This window comes from Brenneria populi (genome assembly GCF_036016195.1).
Classification (GTDB): domain Bacteria; phylum Pseudomonadota; class Gammaproteobacteria; order Enterobacterales; family Enterobacteriaceae; genus Brenneria; species Brenneria populi.
Window position 1 is genome coordinate 90,277 of record NZ_JAYWTM010000001.1, and the last position, 19,245, is coordinate 109,521.

Consider the following 19,245-nt stretch of genomic DNA (forward strand, 5'->3'; position numbering starts at 1 on the left):
CGCCGGGCCGCCTGAAACGATGAGAGTAGGGAAGGAAGATGATGCAACAGAGTGTGGACTATTTTAATGCGCTGAACCGCGACTATCTTGCCGTTCACCAGGCCAAAGAAGATCTGTTCTGGCAGCTTTATATGGGAACGGGAGGCGATGATGTCGCCGCGCGGTTTGCGCACGCGGAAAATGCCTATAAGCGTTTTATTTCCCAGCCGCAGCGGCTGGTTGAGCTGCGGCGTCACATCGCCGCGCTGGAAAAGCAGCCGGCCGACGACGGGCGTCAGGCATTGCTGCACGGCCTGCGGGGCTGGTACCGGTTTTTTGACTGCAACGTTATCGAAGATCCTGAAGCGCAGGCGTTGATGGCGGAGATTATCGCCTCGGAAAGCGCGCTGTTTGAGCAGCGTAAAGCCTATGAAATGACGCACCTGGATGCCGAAGGCCGGCGGGTAAGCGCGTCGCTGGGCGAACTGCTCACCAATCAGGCGACCAATGATACGGAGGCCTACCGGCAGAGTTCGCAACAGGCGTTGCGCGATCTGGAGCAGTGGCTGCTGCATAACGGCTTTCCCGAGTTGGTCAGCCTGCGCAATCGCTTCGCCCGCCAGATGGGATATCGCAACTATTTCGACTATAAGGTGAATAAAACCGAGCGGATGACGCCTGAGCAGCTTTTCGCCATTCTTGATCCTTTTGAAGCGCAAACGCGGGAAGCCAACGCGCGCAGTCTGCAACAGCTGGCGGCGGAAAAAGGCGAGCAGGCGCTGGCGCCGTGGAATATTCGTTACGCCAGCGCCGGCGACGTTACGCGCCAGCTCGATCCCTATTTTCCTTTTGCCGCCTCGCTGGAGCGCTGGATCAACAGTTTCAAACGCCTGCATATCGCTTTTAACGGCGCGGCAATGCAGCTCGACCTGCTGGTGCGCAAGGGTAAGTATGAGAATGGCTTTATGCACGGCCCGGTTCCGCCATTTCTCCAGCAGGGCGAGTGGATCCCGGCGCGCATCAATTTCACCAGCCTGGCGAAGCCCGATCAGGTCGGCAGCGGCGCTACGGGCATCAATACGCTGTTCCACGAAGGCGGGCATGCCGCGCACTTTGCCAATATTCGCCAGAATGCCCCCTGTTTTTCCCAGGAGTTTCCCCCGACCTCCATGGCCTATGCGGAAACGCAATCCATGTTCTGCGACAGCCTGCTGTCGGACGCCGATTGGCTGAAGCGTTACGCGAAAAACGCGCAGGGCGAGGCGATCCCCGACGCGCTGATCCAGGCCGCCATCCGCGCGCGCCAGCCGATGCGGGCGTTTAACGAACGGCATATTCTGCTGGTGCCTTACTTTGAATGGCAACTTTATTCATGGGATGAGGAGCGCTGTACGCCGGAGGCGATAACCAAACTGGCGCGTGATATCGAACGGCGTATTCTGGGCATCAGCGGCAGTCCCCGGCCGACGATGGCGATCCCGCATCTATTATCAATGGAATCCGCCTGCTCTTATCAGGGCTACCTGCTGGCGCTAATGGCGGTGGAGCAGACCCGGCATTTCTTTCTACGGCGCGATGGCTATTTGACGGATAATGCGGCGATCGGTCCCGACCTGGCGCGACACTATTGGTCGCCGGGCAATAGCGTCAGCCATGACGATACGTTGCGCAGTCTGACGGGGGAGGGATTTAATCCCGCCTACCTGGCGCAGGCATGCAATCTGACGGTGGATGAAGCCTGGGAGCAGGCCAGGGCGTCGATGGCTCAGGCGCGGCAGCGTCCTCAGCCCGCGGCCGATTTTGATTTGTCCGCGCGGATACGCGTGGTCGATGGCGAGCGCGTGCTGGCCGATAACCAACAGGGCGATGACGCGATGTGCCGGGACTTCGCCGCGTTTATCGAACGCGAATATCCCCGTTAATCGATACGTAAAAGGGGGCTTGCGCCCCCGTTAAAATTATTGCTATGGCTGCCGTTAGCCCGGCCGCAATTATTCGATATTGGATTCGATGAACCACAGGAATTTATCCAGATCGCGCGATGCGGCGGTCAGGATATCGGCGCTGTCTTCATCTTCCACGGTGGTAATGCCTTTACGGGTTTCGTTAGCCACGACGGCGTAACGATCCGCCAGCGCTTTCAAATGATCCTGGACGCTGTGGATATCCACCGGATAGCTTTTTAGCGAGGTGGCTGCATTGACGGTCTGTACCGTGCCCAGCGCCACGCCGCCTAGCTGAACGATACGTTCCGCAATGGTGTCCTGGTGCTCGTTGATCGCGGTACGAAAACCATCCAGCATTTCATGTACGGCGATAAAGTTGGCGCCGCGCATATTCCAGTGCGCTTGTTTCGTGAGCAGCGATAAATCGATGTAATCGGCTACCAGTTGATTTAGCAGCTTAATGGTAGAGGTTTTTACCTCTTCCTCTACATTGTTGCGAGTATAGATAAGCTCGGAAGACGCGGTTTTTACCAATTTAGCGGTACGCATAATAATGTCCTCTTTATTTAATATTTCATCGTCATACTGTTCAACGGGATTAATTATAGCAGCAACGAAGCAAAATACCGGAAAGAATCACCTATCAAATGTATAGGTATAGAGTATGTGTAAAGTAACCTCTTATAATTCTTCGCTTTTCTAATTATTCGCTTTTTATCGGTTTAATTTGACTTTAGAAAAGGTCATCAGCCCCGGGCGCCGGGCGACCGATCGGCTATCATTTTGTCGTCCAAATATAAATACCCGGGCTATTCATCCGCGTCAACACCGTTGTGAATGATAATTATTCTACGTATGAAATAGGCTATCTAAAATAAATCGAATTACGGCAATTGCTCTAAATAATTTGCGTTGCAGGACAAAAACGGCAAAGCGTTTTTGAACAGTGCTTGCTGCGGCCCCAACGATGGGGCGAGTAGCCAAGCCAACGCGCAGGCAACTTGAAGTATGACGGGGATAGGCCGAACGGCGATTATTCTTTCTGACTGGCGGCGGCGGGCATTACGGTGAGCGTCGCGCCGACGGAAGCCGTAATAATAAAAATAAGCGCTATCCATTGAGTAAAAGATAAGCGTTCACTGAGAAACAGCATGCCGGAAACGGCCGCGATGACGGGTTCCATACTCATCAAGGTGCTGAATGTTCTGGCCGGCAGGTGCGTTAAGGCGATCATCTCAAGCGAATAAGGAAGCGCGGTGGAAAGAATGGCGACGGCCATTCCAATGGGTAATATCGTCAGAGAGAATAGCGTCGCGTCGGAATAAATAACGCCGATCGGACAAAATATCACGCCGGCGATAAGGGAGCCGATGGCGACCGTTCCCGCGCCGTGGTTTGCCCCCGCCTTTTTGCCGAACAGAATATATAGCGCCCAGCACGCGCCTGCTCCCAGCGCGCACAGCGCGCCTGCCGCGTCGACATTGCCGATATTATGTCCGAGCGGCAATAATAGCCACAGGCCGAGAATGGCCAGAATAATCCACAAAAAATCGATTATCCTGCGGGATGACAACATGGCCACCGCCAAGGGGCCGACGAACTCCAGCGCAACGGCGATACCGAGCGGGACCGTACGCAGCGCCAGATAGAATAAAAAATTCATGCCCCCCAACGTGATGCCGTAAATCAGCAGCGGCAGCCGATTCCCGCCGAGCGGCATGCGCCACGGTTTGAAGATAATGCCAAGGATCAGCGCCCCGATGCTCAGGCGCAAAGCCGTCACTCCGGGCGCGCCGATCAGCGGAAACAGGGTCTTGGCCAGCGCCGCGCCGCTTTGGATTGACGCCATTGATACGATAATGAGAGAAACGGAAAATAGCGCTGACAAACGTGGAGAAGATAAGGTCATTATTTCGGCCTTAATAATTTGTAAAGAACACCCGAGATCAAAAAAAAACGGTGTCGCCAGATTAACCAATTGTAAATGATTTCCTCCGGCAAAGCTTACGTTTTTTGACTTTTATTTACGCTATACTTAATTGATTTATTTTTGTAAATCAGGCGGTGTAAAAATCGAGCAAAAGATTAAGAATTTTCCGTTTTAACTATTTCATTTTAATTAAACTCTATTCGCCATGTCGTCAAATAAAATTCAATATAATTAATGTGATAGGTTTTTCTGAAAATATTAGTTACATCTAATGCATAATTGAAAAATATTTCTCAGGCGGTAAGACTATCCTTTTTTTGTTATATTTAAAGCGTTAGGTATTTTCTCATTAAGTTGAATTCGAGGCTGTATAATGAAAAAGATCGTGTGTCTTTCAGCAGTGGCTTGCTTATTAGGTATTAGTGCAGGTTCGGTATTCGCCGGCCAAAGCACGGTTTCCGCCGGTTATGCTCAGGGCGACGCTCAGGGCGTGGTCAACAAGGCTAAAGGTTTCAACCTGAAATATCGTTACGAATGGGATAACAGCCCGTTGGGCGCGATTGGCTCTTTCACTTATCTGGAAGATAGCGGCTCAAGCGCCAGCGGCTACTATAACAAAGGCCAATATATGGGGTTCACCGGCGGCCCGGCCTATCGGTTGAATGACTGGGCGAGCATCTATGGCGTAGTTGGCTTCAGCCACGGTAAATATACCTATAACGCTCCCAACGGAACCGACAACAACAGTAATGACGATTACGGCTTTACCTACGGCGCCGGTCTGCAATTTAACCCGATTCAGGACGTCGCGCTGGATGTCGGTTATGAACAAAGCCGTATCCGCAGCGTTGATGTCGGCACCTGGGCCGTGGGCGTAGGCTACCGCTTCTAATCAGATCTGAGGGACTTTCCTCTTCATTCTGATTGTGCTCTGTTGATAAATCCGCCCGCCAAGCCGCGGGCGGATTTTTTTATGCTTGTTTATACCGCCACAGCCAACGTCCGCTGACCATCCGGCGGTAAAAAAGCGCGCCGCGGATAATCCAGTCGAAGAACATGCCCATCCACACGCCGATTACGCCGAGTCCAAGCATGACGCCAAGAATATACCCGGCGATGATACGACATCCCCACATGCCGGCCACGGCGACCCACATGGTATAGCTGGCGTCTTTGGCGCCTTTTAATCCGGCTGGCAGTACCCATGACGCCGCCCAGAAAGGGGTGAATAGGGCGTTGAGCCAGATGAGCTGTTTCGCTACTTCAATGACTTCCGGCTCATCGGTATAAAACGATGACAGAAATTTCGCGCTGGGAATGGAGAGTATGGCCAGCAGACACAGGCCGATATTGGAAAGCCAGAAAATATAGTTCAACTGCCGGGTCGCCTGCATAATCTGCCCTTTGCCCAGGCGCATGCCGACAATAATGGTTGAGGCCGAAGCCAGGGAGTTACCGGGCAGGTTAATCAACGCGACGATAGAAAAGGCGATGAAGTTTCCGGCGATGACCTCGGTTCCCATACCGGCGACAAAACGTTGGGTTATCAGTTTGCCGACATTAAACATGACTGACTCAACGCTGGCGGGGATACCAATACTGAGAACCTCATATAAAATCGTTGAGGTAAAGGGCGCGAAATAGGATCTGAAAGGGATGCGCAGCGCGCCCTTAAAACCGTGCATCAGGGTCAAAATCACGAACAGGGCGCCGATATAACGGGACACGGTAATCCCGATGCCGGCGCCGATAAAGCCTAATCCATCCCAGAGGTAAACGCCGTAAATCAGCAGGCTGCTGATGACAATATTGAGAATATTCATTCCGATGTTAATCACCATCGGCAGCTTGGTATTTCCCGCGCCGCGCAGAGCCCCGCATCCTACCAGGGCGACGGCCAGTGCCGGATAACCCCATACCGTCCATCGCAGGAAGGTTAGCGCCAGGCTTTTGACCTGGGCGTCGGCCTGTCCGGCAATCAGATCTATGATCGCGGAACCGGCGAATTCGACCAGTATCACCAGCAGAAATGAAACCAGAAGCAGTAACGATATGGATTGGCGAGAAGCGGCCCTGGCCTGTTTTCTGTTTCTTTGACCCAGACTAAACGCCACGACGACGGCGGTGCCCAGTGCGACAGCGGTAAAGAAAGCGATAATCAGCATATTGAAGCTGTCGGCCAGACCAACAGCCGCCATCGCCTCTTTACCCAGCCAGCTCACTAGAAAGGTACTGAATACGCCCATCAGAACGACGCACAGGCCTTCGATAAATATGGGAAACGCAAGGGGTGAAATTTCTCGCCAAAATAACACGCGGTTTGAATATCGCTTCTTATACCAATCCGTGTCTTTTAACCTTTTCATTAAACGATCGTGATGTACCAAAGTTTTCCCGCCGATATTTTATGATGGCAAAAACAGGCCGGCGCCATTCCGCAGATGGCGTCATTTATGCTATGGGTAATCTTGCAGAGCGGGTCGCCAAAAGGCGATCCAAACCTAATGCAGCATGGGGCGTGCCGTGACCGGTGTGAGCCCCGGGCCGTATCTGAGCGGATACGGCGGCTTTCTCCGAGCGCGCCATGTAATGTTTTTGAAAAAGTTCGGTATTTGTTCAACAGATTAGCAGCAGCCGGATTGATGCTCCAGCATAGTTTTGCGCGCCAGTGATGAAAATATTCATCCTCACGATAGAGCGCTTTTATCTTTGTGGCGCAAGATAAGTTGGACTTATTTTTCGCTAAGATGATTAATATTGATTCGCTAAATGACCGGCTCTCTTTGGCGCCTCATAAGAGGAGAGGCCGTCGTGATTGGCCGTTTGGGTTTGCGCGCCGGCGAGGATCGCCGATCGCCATGCCGGTGATACGGGACGGTAAACGGCGAATAACAGGCAACAAAAAAACCGCAAACTCAGGGGGCTTGTGGGGTTTCTATTTCCATGTTTCACCGTTGGTGTTACCAACGGGAGCGCCTGCGCCAGTACGTTTCCCACCCCAGCCGGACGATCTTGATTGTTGGTTATGTTTTTTGTTGTTTTTCATGGCGCGTGGTGATTAGTCGGTGGATGTACGTTCGTCAAAATCCAGAAAGGCAGTTGTTCACCATTTTGAGGGTAAACGCCTGTGCGTATGAAAGATGCGTAGAATCTGGAGCAGATTATCTTTCACGCGATAGGGAATGATGTAGGGATAGTGCGTTAACACCAGTTCACGCGTTCCTGGCACCCGGCCCGGCCTTCCCATTGCCGGCTGTTGCGGTAGTAATTCGGTTACCCTTTGAACTTCATCTACAAACTGGCTGGCAGCCAGTGGATCGTCTTGCGCGATATAGTTGTACTCGGCTTCCAAATTGGCCGCGGCTTTACGCAGCCATTTAATTTCCATGTTTTGCCGTACCTAACTTTTTAAACAGATTGTTCATCTCATCTGATGAAACAAAATCGCCCGCATCGGCTTCTTTAATGGCTTGCTCGATCTCTGCAATCTGCCAGGCTTCCCGCGCAAGATAGTCTTCAATAGCTTGTCCAGCCAGAAAAGAGCGGGTACGTCCCGTGGCTTTAGCCAGTGCATCAAGCTGCGCGGTTATTTCATCATTCAATCGAACGGACATGACGCCCATGTTAATACCTCACCACATTGTATATTTTGTATACATTGTAGTTACTCGGGAGCGGGGAGACAAGCGGTTACTCAATGCTACCTGGAATGTCGTTCTTTATGCCGGTGCGGATTAGTTCTATTAAGAGCGAAGTCCTGAAATTGTACTGTGTTAATCTACAGGGAGCAGGTCACCGGGGGCATGTAACCTTTTTAGCGGTATTTGAATATTTCCATAAAAAACCTATCGTGCTAAATAACTTCGCATATTTATGCTCCACTTCTCATCATATGGGGCCAGTGCTGGTGGGATGTCATGTCCTGCAAGTGTAGCGCTATTACGCGAAGCTATTTAGTCGCGGCTTTATTCGGCTTCTACCGGTTTCCGCCGGTACAGCATGGCATCGTATCGACATCGCGGGGATATGGGAAGCCCTACACTGTAATTTTATCCACCACTCCCCAACTACCCGTAGCCCGCGCGCCCCTTCGGATGCCAGCACCTTCCCGGCGGCGGTTTCGACGAACTCGCCCCACCAGCGCATCATTGCCCGGCGTTGTTCTAAGTACGTGCTGCGGTTATAGGCGCGGCGCACTTCGTTGGTGTCAACGTGGGCTAGGGCGGCTTCGATTACGTCCGGCGGGAAGCCTTCTTCGTTGGCGGCAGTGCTGAATATGGCACGTAAGCCGTGGGACACTAGCACGCCTTTGTAACCCATACGGCGCAGTGCGGCGTTAGCGGTCTGGCTGTTCATCGGTTGCTTGGGATCTTTACTGGAAGGAAATAGGTATTCCCTGTGTCCGCTGATTGGTTTCATGGCGTCCAGAATGGCTAACGCCTGCGGGGGCAGGGGAATAACATGCTCACGGCGCATCTTCATGCGGCCTGCGGGGATCGTCCAGGTTTTCTCTGTGAGGTTTATTTCGCTCCAGCGGGTTTCTGCGGCTTCGGCGGGGCGGGTAACAGTCAGTAGCTGCCATTCAATCAATAAACGGGTCTGTAACTCGATGCTGGCGACCGATAGCGTTTTCATCAAGCCAGGTAATGCCTCTGGCCGGATGGTCGGCATATGGGTTTTAACCGGTGTCTGAAACGCTTTGCGGATCTTGGCCGCGGGGTTAGCGGGAATCAGCCCGGAGTTAACCGCGTAATCCATTACTTCGTTAATTCGCTGGCTTACCCGTTTGACGGTTTCCAGTTTGCCGCTGGCCTGTATCGGCTCCAGCGCGGTGATGAATTGCCGGGCGGTAAGCTGGGTGATCGGTAGGCTTCCGATGAACGGGAACACGTATTTTTCCAGCGAACGCCAAATATCTTTAATGGTGTTCTCGGCCAGCGGTTGAGATTTTTCACTTCGTACCAGTCGGCGGAAACTTTGGCGAACGTGTTCTGGTTGGTGGCTTGCTCCTGCTCACGTTGACGTTGCTGGTGGGCCTGCGGGTCTATGCCTTTGCTGATTAGTGCTTTCGCAGCTTCACGCATCTGTCGCGCTTCTGCCAGTGATACGGAAGGGAAGGCGCCGAAGCTGATCAAAGCGCGTTTCTTGTTGTCTGGACGGTAATAATTGAAGCGCCAAATCCTGGATCCATTCGGTTTTATCAGCAGGTAGAGGCCGCCGCCATCTTGCAGGGTGTAATCTTTGGCCGCCGGCTTGGCGGCTTTGATCTCGGTATTGGTAAGCTGCGTGGTTATACGGGCCATTTTAGTTATACGCTTTTGTAGTTATATGGGGCGGTATAACTAAGCGTATAACTAAACTTTCCGTCTGTAAACGGGGTATCCCGATAGATAACAGGCAACAAAAAACCCGCAACCTCAGTGAGAATGCGGGTTTCTGTGGGGTTTCCGGTAGTAAACGATACTTACCGAATATGTATTTGGTCGGCACGAGAGGATTTGAACCTCCGACCCCCGACACCCCATGACGGTGCGCTACCAGGCTGCGCTACGTGCCGATGCTATGGGCGCTTATACTACCTCTTATTGTTATGATTGCAATAGCTAAACTGAACGACTGCTTTAGATTTAGGCAGTTAGTTGGCAATAAAGCGTCTTTCATTTGTTAGAACCTGTAAAAGCAGGGCAAGCTGCGGTTTTTCATCACTTAACCGACGGCCGTTCCGGTCGTAGGCGCGATAGTTCCCGTTGCTTTCCAACAGAATGATATTCTCTGGCGTGGTAATCATTAAGTCCCCGCCGTTTCCATTCGCCAGCCAGTTATGGCGTCGCTGAGCCGAAAACAGATCTTCTCCCTGAGAGTAATCTTCTGGCGTATTCTTAACGTGCAGCAGCCGCTGCATCAATGTGGTCATGACGTCTTTGTTGTCCGTCATTTTAGTAATTATCTGCGCCGGCGTATCCGGCCAGTGGATAATAAGCGGCGCTTGCCACAGCGAACGGCGAAAAACCTGCGCCTGCCCGCTGGTTCGGACGCTTTTGGGGATGGAGGTAATTACCACGACGGTTTTATCCAATACGCTCTTTTCCCGTAGCGTACTGATGATTCGATTAATCTGCCGATCGACATTCTGGATATTCGCGTTGTCGCGCGGTACGGCGTGTTTCTCCGCCGAGGAGCCGTTCAGCTCTATGTAAGAGAACCACGGCGCAGTATTGCCGTCGTTGTCCAGCCATTGCCGCCATTGCGAGGTAATCGCCTCGTCACTTTGCGTCTGCGGCGCGGGGAGTGAGATATCAGACAGCAGAGCCTGCCGATAAAGCGAATTATCAAAACCATTGGTGGAGAACAGCCCGAACTGATAGCCCTGCTGACCCAGCGCGGTTATCAGCGCCGACGGTTTGCGAGCGCTCAGAATGCCATCCATATAGGTTGTTGAGATGCCGTAGAAAAGATTAAACAGTCCGGCATTGGGCTGCGTGCCTGAGTCGTAGTGCGCGTTAAAACGGATGTTTTGATCGGCAAAACCCATCAGGTTAGGCATATTGCTCTGAATACCGTCGAGCGGGGCATCGTTAATGACCACCACCAACAGATTATATCCGCTGCCGCTATCGTGGAATGCAATGTCATTCAGCGGATATTCCACCGTCATCGCTTCAGGATTGCCCTGTTGTTCCAGGCGGCGCTGATACTCTTGCGCATCAAGCAGGCCGTGTTTTTCCAGGAAACGGCGAGCCGTCATCGGGTAAGACAGAGGCAGATTGGCGCGCTGCATGGTAATCGGCCGGTAGAAATTGGCGTCCGCCCAGATATACATCAGATGCGAGGCAACGAACGCCGAAATAAAAACGCCGGCCAGCGGCTTGCCAAATCGACGGCGATTCAGGCTGCGCAGTTTTTGCCAGCACCAGGTGCCGAACAGCATTTCCACCATGAAAATCAGCGGAATGCCGATAAACATAAGCTGCCAATCACGCGCGAGTTCGCTTTGGTCAGGGTTGACCACCAGCTCCCAGACGGTGGTGTTGAGGTGGAGATGAAAACGGGTGAAAACTTCAATATCAACCAGTAGCAGCGTCAGCCCGGCCGTCGCCAGCGCGGCGGAAAGAAAGCGCAGCAGACGCTGCGACATCACGATAAACGTCAGCGGGAAAACGATCAGCAAATAGAGGGCAAACCCGATGAAGCTGAAATGTCCGAGCCAGCTGACCAGCGCATAAATGCGGCCGAATAGCGAAGCAGGCCAGTCGACGACAAACAGGTAACGGCTGCCCAGCCCCAGACTGAGCAAAATGTTAAACAATGCGAACCAGTGTCCCCAGCTAATCATCTGGGAAACTTTTTCACGGTAGCGCTGGCTGTTGGTTACCATAAAGTTGGTCAAAAAATTAGTGAGCTTTATCTGCTTTTTTAATTGAAGCCTGTAATGCTTCGGCAAAAGAATGCGCCAGAATCTGACGTTGAGCAGGCGCGACGCTGGTGTTAATCAGGTTAGTCACCATATTGCCTAGCACCATTAAAGCAAGGTCGGTTGGGGCATGATGCTTTTCCAAAACATTGACCAGATCGGCTAGCAGTAGTTCAACGTGTTCGTCACTGTAACGGGATGATTGTGGCATAAAATGGCGTTTCTCAAGCTGTTAAAGTCAGATATCTTACCGTATAGGCTTTTTCTTTTCCGCACTTTTATTCTATCGAGACGCACGACGCGGACGGGCGATGAAGCGCGGCTTTGGCTTTTGGGTTGCAGCTCCATCTGTTCGGTGTTTGAATACGCTCCTTGCTAAAAGGAGAGTTTATCATGAGCCTGGATATCGACCAGATTGCCCTGCACCAGCTAATTAAGCGTGACGAGCAAACGCTGGAAATGGTATTGCGCGATTCATTGTTGTCAACCAACGCAACGGTGGAAGAGATGATGGCGGAGTTGCATCGCATTTACAGCGCAAAGAGTAAAGCTTACGGTCTGTTTAATGAGCAAAGTGAGCTGGCGGATGCGCTCCGGGCCTGCCGTAAAGGCGATGAGGGCTTTCTTGAGTTCACGCGCGCGGCCACCGGACGACTGCGCGATGAGCTTGCCAAATACCCGTTTGCCGAAGGCGGCATCGTCCTGTTTTGTCAGTATCGCTATCTGGCGGTTGAGTATTTACTGGTTGCGGTGCTCAATAGCTGCAACAGTATGCGGGTTAATGAGCAGCTTGATATCAGCAGCACGCACTATCTGGATATCAATCATGCCGACATCGTCGCGAGAATCGATCTGACCGAGTGGGAAACCAATCCTGAGTCAACCCGCTACCTGACCTTTTTGAAAGGGCGCGTGGGGCGTAAGGTCTCTGATTTTTTCATGGATTTTTTGGCCGCTTCGGAAGGATTGGATACCAAGGCGCAAAACCGCGGCCTGCTGAAAGCCGTTGACGAGTATTGTGATGACGCGCAACTGGACAAAAATGAGCGCCAGAATTACCGTCAGCAGGTCTACAGCTATTGCAACGAACAGCTGCAATCAGGCGAGGAAATTGAGCTGGCGGCATTATCGCAGGAGTTGCCGCCGTTGGGCGAGAAGACATTCCAGCAATTTTCAACGGAACAAGGCTATGAGCTGGAAGAGAGTTTTCCCGCCGATCGCGGTACGCTGCGGCAGTTAACCAAATTTTCCGGCAGCGGCGGCGGCATTAGCCTTAATTTCGACGCGCTGCTGCTGGGCGAGCGTATCTTTTGGGATCCGACGACCGATACGTTGACCATTAAAGGCACGCCGCCGAATCTTCGCGACCAACTGCAGCGCCGTCTAACGGGCGGCAAACAGTAATACGACCGCCGCTGGCGGTCCAAAACGGCGTTCCTGCCGTTTTGTCGGACCCTGGCGAGGTTTTTCAGCCGTCCATCACGAATAAAAGAAAAGGGCCTTAGCGAAAGCTAAGGCCCTTTTCTTTTTATATGGCGGTGAGGGAGGGATTCGAACCCTCGATACGTTTTCACGTATACACACTTTCCAGGCGTGCTCCTTCAGCCTCTCGGACACCTCACCGGGGGTTGCCGCATCAGTGACAACGGGGCGCTACTATAGGCAGTCGCCGCATATCGGTCAAGCAGTATTTAATGGTTTCGGCGCGTCTGGTTAAGCATTGAACGCTAATGAGGTAACACCGCCAGATATAAAAGATATTCCCGTAATCCTTCACGTCGCAGACGCATTATCGCTCCATCCGGCAACCCGCCTTTAGCCGCGCGTTATGCGACGTTGAAACCGGCTCCGTGCGCATAAGGGGACGGCGCTTTAATCTTATGTTAAGCCAACAGACTTTTAATATAACGGCTTAACGCTTCATCTTTGCTGTTGGCGAAAAAGTATTCCTGGAATTTAGGGCCGCTGATTGCGCCTTTTAGCAACGCCTGATCGATACCTTGTAAAATGGTGAGCAAATCTTTGTAGGCGACCGCTTTAACCGCATCGAGAATTTTCTTGTTACGCTGCTCTGGAATCACGCGATCGCGCGGGTAACCCTGGCCGCCTTCACATTCAAACAACTTTTCGAATATATATTGCAGATTTAACTCCGCGCCCCAGCCAAAGCCTTTAGCGAACGGCAGAGAGATGGCATTGCCGTCGTTAATCTGGGCGAACATATAGCCATCGGCGGGGTCGATGGCCAGACCGCAGATGACGCCTGGGAAAGAGTTGCAGGCCAGCATCGCGCCCGCGCCGGTGCCGCAGCCGGTGACGACGTAATCCGCGGCGCCGGAATTGAGCAGAATCGCCGCCAGAATGCCGTTCTGCACATAGGTTAGCGGCGCGCTGTCTTCAGCGGAATACTGACCGTAGTTGAAAACCGTATGACCCATGGGCTCAACCACTTTGGTTAAGGTCGCGGCAATAAGTTCATTTTTAGCCGCCTGGCTATTTTCGTTAATCAGAGCAATTTTCATGGTCGTTCCTTTTTTAACGGATATTTTTAAAACGGCTTTTCAATTTATTAGGTTCAGTATACCGATTTTATAATAAAGCGCAAACCGTCATAGTAAAGAACGCGGCGCAAGGCTTGAAACGTAGTGAAACGCGTCTTTTAGACTTTTCATTGATATACATAACCTGACAAAAAAACGCCTCCCAGGTCTTACTATGGGGAAGTATCAAACGCTATTTCCTTGAGGTGAAAAATGAATAACTGGCTACAACAGATTCAGGGGCTATTGAGCTCTGGCAAACCTGGGCAGGGTAAGCATCAAGGCGGCAGTAACGGTAATTTGGGGGATATGCTGAAACCGGCGGCGCTCGGCGGTCTCGCTGGCGTGCTGTTGTCGAATAAATCCGCTAGAAAAATCGTGGGATCGCTGGGCAAGAATGCATTGATTATCGGCGGGAGCGCGGCTGCCGGCGTTGTGCTGTGGAACCAATATAAAAAACGCGTGCGCGATACGCATCAGGACGATCCGCAGTTTGGCGCGCAATCCTCCTCCGACCAGACCCGCGCGCGGCGTCTGATCCAGGCGCTGGTATTCGCCGCCAAAAGCGATGGTCATATCGATGCGTCGGAGAAGCAGCGGATCGATGAAAATATTCGACAGTTGCAGTTAGGCGATGAGGCCCAACGTTGGGTACAGGACGCCATTGCGCAACCTCTGGACCCGGAGCTGCTGGCCAGGGACGTGAAAAATGAGGAGGAGGCGCTGGAAGTTTACTTCCTGAGCTGTGCGGTAATTGACGTCGATCACTTTATGGAAAAAAGTTATCTGGATGCGTTAGCCACATCGCTGAAGATCCCGCAGGACGTACGTCAGTCGATAGCGAACGAGATGAATAATCAGAAGTAAGCCGCTGTCGGTAAGAAGGGCGTCGTGGTTACCGCGGGCGAAAGCCGTCAGGTTTTCGCCCGCCGATGAATAAAATCAGAAGGTGCTTGTGTCTTTGAATAAGCCGACTTTCAGCTCATTTGCGGTATAGATTAAGTGTCCGTCCACCAACACTTCGCCATCAGCGATACCCATGACCAAACGGCGGTTGATTACGCGTTTGAAGTGGATGCGATAGGTGACTTTTTTGGCGGTGGGCAAAACCTGTCCGGTAAATTTTACTTCACCCACGCCCAGCGCGCGGCCTTTACCTTCGCCGCCTAGCCAGCCCAGATAGAATCCGACCAACTGCCACATGGCATCCAGACCCAGGCAGCCCGGCATGACGGGATCGCCGATAAAATGGCAGCCAAAGAACCATAGGTCGGCGTTGATATCCAGCTCCGCTTCCACATATCCTTTTCCATGACTACCGCCGTCTTCGGTCATTTTCACGACCCGGTCCATCATCAGCATATTGGGCGCGGGCAGCTGTGGTCCCTGCGGGCCGAACAGTTCACCGCGGCTGGAGGCAAGAAGGTCTTCTTTCGTATAGGATTCGCGTTTATCTACCATGTTCTCTGTAAGCCTTGTTTTAGTGAAGCACGCAGGTTAGCGTACAGATGTACGCTGAGCAAGCCCGTTACATCTGGTTAAACCAGTTTGATTAACGGAAAAACCAGGGAAAGCGCCGGCGCTCCTGCGGGATTAATTGTCCGATTCGTTCACGAATCGCCGCCAGCAGATTAGGCTGATGAGCATCGTTGTAAGCCAGATTCGTCAGCAGAGATATCGCCTCCGGGGCAGTCTCCACGGGGAAAATATGGAATTGGCCTTCGCGGACGGCGGCAATCACCTCTTCATTCAGACAGAGGTGGCGAAGGTTGGCCGCTGGCAGCACCACGCCCTGTTGACCCGTCAGCCCCCGACGTTGGCATACCTCAAAGAAACCCTCGATTTTCTCATTTACCCCGCCGATAGGCTGAACATTGCCGAATTGATCGACGGAACCGGTTACCGCAATCTGCTGATTAATGGGCTGTAGGGCGAGGGCGCTAATCAAGGCGCTTAGCTCAGCCAATGACGCGCTGTCCCCATCCACCTCGCCGTAAGATTGTTCAAACACGATTGAGGCGGAGAACGGAAGCTGTTGATCAAGTTCCAACTCTGAAATCAGGAACGCCTGCATAATCATCATGCCTTTGGCATGCAGATTTCCGCCAAGTTCCGCCTTACGCTCAACATCGGTAAATTCGCCGTCGCCGGGATGAACGACGCAGCTGATGCGCGTGGGCTCCCCAAATATAATCGGGTAGCCGGGATACTCCAGCACCGAGAGGCCGTTGACCTGCCCGATGACATAACCATCGGTTTCAATCAATATTTGGCCCAGTTCGATTTCATCCTGCATCCGTTCGCGCAGGTAGCCCTCCCGCCAGCGGCGGGCCGCGGCGGCGTCAATCAATGTCTGCGCGGCGATCTCCTGGCTCTGCGCATATAGCGCGGCGTACTTAATTTGGTGGATCAGCCACAGCGGGCACAGCGGCAGACAGCCTTGATCGCCGCTGTAACGCACCGCCTGCTTGAAAAATTCAGGCCAGGCATCGGTAGCCAGGCGCGGCAGATGATTTTCCTGACACAGCGCATTGATATAGGCGCACCAGCGCTCCATATCTCCGGCATCAATAAGCTGTAGCTGCGTTTCGAATTCACCATATATGGAGCGTTCGCTCAACTCCGGCTCTATATCGTGAATATCCCCTAAACTTTCCCGATCCCCGATGATGATTAAGCGGACATCTAGCGGCATCGGTGGGATATCAATGGGTAAAGGTTTGCGCTCGTCGGGAGATAGCCAGCGATATACCCCCTCCGTAACGATCTGCTTTAGACGTAGCCACATAAGTGGTTGAGCCAATAACGTTCTGGCGGTAAGAATCAGCGTTCCGCCATTGACCTTATGGATTAATCCAGGCGTGAGCGCGACCTCGCCCTGAAAATAACGCACGCATCCAAAGAGCTGCTCCGGTTCAATCCACTCCTGATGAAGGCAGACGCCCTGTGAGGCAAAATTGTCAGCAGACTGCGTTGCCGGTTGGATGCGTACCACGGAACTCTCGACGCGATATTGGCTGCCGAACAGCGCGTTTGTTTTCGGTCTTATGGTGTTTACGGCGCGCTCGATCAGCGCCATGTATTCGCCATCTTCCAACGCTTTCAGCAGCATAAAGCGTGAGGGGGAGCGAGGATGGCAGAAAAGCGTCAGGCTGTCGGATAAACGCGGCTGAATAACAGAAAACTCAGCGGGAGAAAGCTGTGCAGCCTGGGCGAATAGGGTTTGGTAAGGCGTATGGTCGGGCAGTAGGTGCTGCCACGCAAGTCGGTTACTGGTCAAAGTATCAAATGTAGTCGTCTAAAGGAAAAGCGTGATTATACAAGAATAATGCCGGCTGCACATGAGGAGTGTCATATGCTAGAAAAGGGATGACTTTAATCAGCTTGTTTTGTGCAAAAAATAGTCATAAAAATAAGCGGAGAACAGTGAAAATCGGGGAAAAGCTGTTATTCTAAGATCAACGTTACGCGGTCACTGAAGAATTAGTATGAAATATCAACAATTAGAAAATCTTGAGTGCGGATGGAAATGGAAATATCTGGTGAAAAAACACCGTGAGGGCGAGTCCATCACTCGATTCTTAGAGTTGAGTGCGGCAGAAGAAGCGGTTAATGCGCTGCTGCAAATGGAAAACCAGCCGGTGAAGGTTTTGGAATGGATTGACCAATGTATGAATCCCGCATTGGAAAACCGCATGAAGCAAACTATTCGCGCGCGGCGCAAGCGTCATTTTAACGCAGAGCAGCAGCATACCCGGAAGAAATCCATCGACCTGGAATTTCTTGTCTGGCAGCGTTTGGCCGCATTGGCGCAGCGACGTGGAAGCACGCTATCGGACACTATCGTGCAGTTGATTGAAGATGCGGAGCATAAAGAGAAATATGCCAGCCAGATGTCACTGCTCAAACAGGATCTTAAAGCGATTCTGAATAAAGAAAGCGGTAGTTAAGGCGTCGCCGAATCGACGGTGGGATGATTGGTCGATATCAATAAAAAAACCTCGCCGAAGCGAGGTTTTTCTCTATGGTTAAAACTTAAGCCTGAGGCTGAGTTACCACGTCTTTGATGCCTTTAACTTCGATCTCTACGCGACGATCCGGTGCCAGGCAGTTGATCAGTGCAGCGCGCGGCTTCACGTTGTCACAGGTGGAACCGGTAACCGGGTTGGATTTACCCTGGCCGCGAGCAGAAATCTTGTCTGCCGGGATACCTTTGGAGATCAGGTAATCAACAACGGTCTGAGCGCGTTTTTCAGACAGCGCCTGGTTGTATTGTTCGGAACCTAAACGGTCCGTGAAGCCCAGAACAACCACTGAACCGTCTTTCGGATCCAGAGAGCTCAGCTGAGTATACAGCTGATCCAGAGATTGCTGGCCTTCTGCTTTCAGCGTGGATTTGTTGAAGTTGAACAGGACGTCAGACTTCAGGGTGAAACGTTTAGTTTCAACAACCGGAGCCGGGGCCGGAGCCGGAGCAACCGGAGCTACGTAGTCATCCTGACCGAAACGGTAAGACAGACCAACGCTCATCAGCATGTTATCAGGACGGGCGCCGACGGTAGACGCGTCACCGATATTGCTAACCCACTGGTAGTCTACACGGGTAGCCCAGTTTTTGTTGATGGCGTATTCAACGCCAAGAGCCGCCAGAGGGGAAACGCCGGTGTCATCGTTGTCCAGGTTGCGAGTGCCGCCAGCATTGCTGTCCGCACGCCATACCATGCCGCCTAAACGCGTGTAGACGTCCAGGTCAGGCAGCACTGGGTAGCTGAGTTTGGCAGCAAGCTGAACGCCCTGAGCCTTGAAGCTGGCGCCGTCGGTGTTCGACCGTGATGAGCCTGCGTATTTAATGCGGCCCAACCAGTCGTAACCCAGTTCAAAACCCAGATAAGGGTTAGCCTGATAGCCCAGGAACGCGCCTGCGCCTAACTTGCTTTTGATTGGGTTGTTGTTGATGCCTTCATAACCGTTTCCGTAGAAACCGGTGTCATGAAATTGAGATACGCCCAGTTTACCACCGACGTACCAGGTATCATCTTTAGGTGCGGCTTGAGCTACGGTAGCGAAGCCAGCCAGTGCCACTGCAATTGCGATAGCTGTTTTTTTCATTTTACGCCTCATTATCATCCAAATCGGCAATTAACGCGGAAGGTTAATAGACCTTTGGTTAAAATCCTTTAACAGGAGACTTTGCTCTTATTTATTACCCACTACCAACTATATTGGCGTTATAAAAGAGCAACTCCAGCGAGTCAAAGTCTACAACGTGATTAGAAAGTTACAAGTATGATGTGATTCGTATCATAGATAAATTAACGATCCATACATACTTACTAACAAATAGTAGATGCTTTTGACAGATATCACAGGTTTTCTTCCGTGAAAAACGCGTCAGGAAGGCTTGATAAAGCCTGAGCCGCCGGGAAATGTTCTGGTTAT

General features: G+C 52.0%; 17 protein-coding genes, 2 tRNA genes and 1 pseudogene. 6 read left to right on the forward strand and 14 right to left on the reverse strand.

What is annotated here, in order from left to right; translation table 11 throughout:
- Positions 1-41: 41 nt before the first annotated feature.
- The gene (locus tag VSX58_RS00410) at positions 42-1,901 is read left to right on the forward strand and encodes a M3 family metallopeptidase (RefSeq protein ID WP_327617028.1); all 1,860 of its coding nucleotides are present in this window, start codon (positions 42-44) and stop codon (positions 1,899-1,901) included.
- A gap of 69 nt (positions 1,902-1,970) precedes the next feature.
- On the opposite strand, the gene dps is transcribed toward VSX58_RS00410, so the two are convergent.
- Together dps and rhtA are read right to left on the reverse strand one after the other, a co-directional pair.
- Complete coding sequence (dps, locus tag VSX58_RS00415; RefSeq protein WP_327615484.1) at positions 1,971-2,474, reverse strand: DNA starvation/stationary phase protection protein Dps; 504 nt, start codon at positions 2,472-2,474, stop codon at positions 1,971-1,973.
- Positions 2,475-2,958: 484 nt separating this feature from the next.
- A complete protein-coding gene (gene rhtA, locus VSX58_RS00420; RefSeq protein WP_327616316.1) occupies positions 2,959-3,834 on the reverse strand; it encodes a threonine/homoserine exporter RhtA in 876 nt (291 codons plus the stop codon).
- Positions 3,835-4,228: 394 nt separating this feature from the next.
- Between rhtA and ompX the strand changes: the two genes are divergently transcribed.
- Entirely contained in the window at positions 4,229-4,747 is a 519-nt protein-coding gene (gene ompX, locus VSX58_RS00425) for an outer membrane protein OmpX (protein ID WP_327615482.1), read from the forward strand.
- Positions 4,748-4,826: 79 nt separating this feature from the next.
- On the opposite strand, the gene VSX58_RS00430 is transcribed toward ompX, so the two are convergent.
- The gene (locus tag VSX58_RS00430; RefSeq protein ID WP_327616317.1) at positions 4,827-6,221 is read right to left on the reverse strand and encodes an EmmdR/YeeO family multidrug/toxin efflux MATE transporter; all 1,395 of its coding nucleotides are present in this window, start codon (positions 6,219-6,221) and stop codon (positions 4,827-4,829) included.
- Here VSX58_RS00430 and VSX58_RS00435 point away from each other — a divergent pair.
- Positions 6,146-6,382, forward strand: a complete 237-nt coding sequence (locus tag VSX58_RS00435; protein ID WP_327617076.1) for a hypothetical protein — start codon at positions 6,146-6,148, stop codon at positions 6,380-6,382. The two genes, VSX58_RS00430 and VSX58_RS00435, sit on opposite strands and share 76 nt — an antisense overlap.
- A gap of 576 nt (positions 6,383-6,958) precedes the next feature.
- On the opposite strand, the gene VSX58_RS00440 is transcribed toward VSX58_RS00435, so the two are convergent.
- The 6 genes and pseudogenes from VSX58_RS00440 to VSX58_RS00465 form a co-directional block, all read right to left on the reverse strand.
- Positions 6,959-7,243, reverse strand: a complete 285-nt coding sequence (locus VSX58_RS00440; protein WP_327616318.1) for a type II toxin-antitoxin system RelE/ParE family toxin — start codon at positions 7,241-7,243, stop codon at positions 6,959-6,961.
- The gene (relB, locus tag VSX58_RS00445) at positions 7,233-7,478 is read right to left on the reverse strand and encodes a type II toxin-antitoxin system RelB family antitoxin (RefSeq protein ID WP_327616319.1); all 246 of its coding nucleotides are present in this window, start codon (positions 7,476-7,478) and stop codon (positions 7,233-7,235) included. The genes VSX58_RS00440 and relB overlap by 11 nt, the downstream gene beginning before the upstream one ends.
- Before the next feature lie 445 nt (positions 7,479-7,923).
- Positions 7,924-9,158, reverse strand: a pseudogene (locus VSX58_RS00450) (integrase domain-containing protein); the annotation flags it as partial.
- A 177-nt stretch (positions 9,159-9,335) separates the two neighbouring features.
- Positions 9,336-9,412 (reverse strand) — tRNA-Pro (locus VSX58_RS00455).
- Between the two features lie 78 nt (positions 9,413-9,490).
- Complete coding sequence (yejM, locus tag VSX58_RS00460) at positions 9,491-11,230, reverse strand: LPS biosynthesis-modulating metalloenzyme YejM (protein WP_327616320.1); 1,740 nt, start codon at positions 11,228-11,230, stop codon at positions 9,491-9,493.
- 16 nt (positions 11,231-11,246) lie between these two features.
- A complete protein-coding gene (locus tag VSX58_RS00465) occupies positions 11,247-11,477 on the reverse strand; it encodes a YejL family protein (RefSeq protein WP_327616070.1) in 231 nt (76 codons plus the stop codon).
- Between the two features lie 182 nt (positions 11,478-11,659).
- On the opposite strand from VSX58_RS00465, the gene yejK reads away from it, so the two are divergent.
- On the forward strand, positions 11,660-12,670 hold the full coding sequence (gene yejK, locus VSX58_RS00470) for a nucleoid-associated protein YejK (RefSeq protein WP_327616071.1): 1,011 nt from the start codon (positions 11,660-11,662) through the stop codon (positions 12,668-12,670).
- 129 nt (positions 12,671-12,799) lie between these two features.
- On the opposite strand, the gene VSX58_RS00475 is transcribed toward yejK, so the two are convergent.
- Both VSX58_RS00475 and VSX58_RS00480 read right to left on the reverse strand, forming a co-directional pair.
- A tRNA-Ser gene (locus VSX58_RS00475) sits at positions 12,800-12,889 on the reverse strand.
- Between the two features lie 260 nt (positions 12,890-13,149).
- Positions 13,150-13,788: an RpiB/LacA/LacB family sugar-phosphate isomerase gene (locus tag VSX58_RS00480; RefSeq protein ID WP_327616321.1), complete on the reverse strand. Its 639-nt coding sequence runs from the start codon at positions 13,786-13,788 to the stop codon at positions 13,150-13,152.
- A 231-nt stretch (positions 13,789-14,019) separates the two neighbouring features.
- On the opposite strand from VSX58_RS00480, the gene VSX58_RS00485 reads away from it, so the two are divergent.
- On the forward strand, positions 14,020-14,673 hold the full coding sequence (locus VSX58_RS00485; RefSeq protein WP_327616322.1) for a tellurite resistance TerB family protein: 654 nt from the start codon (positions 14,020-14,022) through the stop codon (positions 14,671-14,673).
- Between the two features lie 75 nt (positions 14,674-14,748).
- On the opposite strand, the gene fabA is transcribed toward VSX58_RS00485, so the two are convergent.
- Together fabA and VSX58_RS00495 are read right to left on the reverse strand one after the other, a co-directional pair.
- Complete coding sequence (gene fabA / locus VSX58_RS00490; protein WP_327616323.1) at positions 14,749-15,267, reverse strand: bifunctional 3-hydroxydecanoyl-ACP dehydratase/trans-2-decenoyl-ACP isomerase; 519 nt, start codon at positions 15,265-15,267, stop codon at positions 14,749-14,751.
- Positions 15,268-15,358: 91 nt separating this feature from the next.
- Entirely contained in the window at positions 15,359-17,086 is a 1,728-nt protein-coding gene (locus VSX58_RS00495; RefSeq protein WP_327616324.1) for a Lon protease family protein, read from the reverse strand.
- Positions 17,087-17,294: 208 nt separating this feature from the next.
- Here VSX58_RS00495 and matP point away from each other — a divergent pair, with 208 nt between their 5' ends.
- On the forward strand, positions 17,295-17,756 hold the full coding sequence (gene matP / locus VSX58_RS00500) for a macrodomain Ter protein MatP (protein ID WP_327616076.1): 462 nt from the start codon (positions 17,295-17,297) through the stop codon (positions 17,754-17,756).
- 85 nt (positions 17,757-17,841) lie between these two features.
- On the opposite strand, the gene ompA is transcribed toward matP, so the two are convergent.
- Positions 17,842-18,915, reverse strand: a complete 1,074-nt coding sequence (gene ompA / locus VSX58_RS00505) for a porin OmpA (RefSeq protein WP_327616325.1) — start codon at positions 18,913-18,915, stop codon at positions 17,842-17,844.
- Positions 18,916-19,245 lie beyond the last annotated feature (330 nt).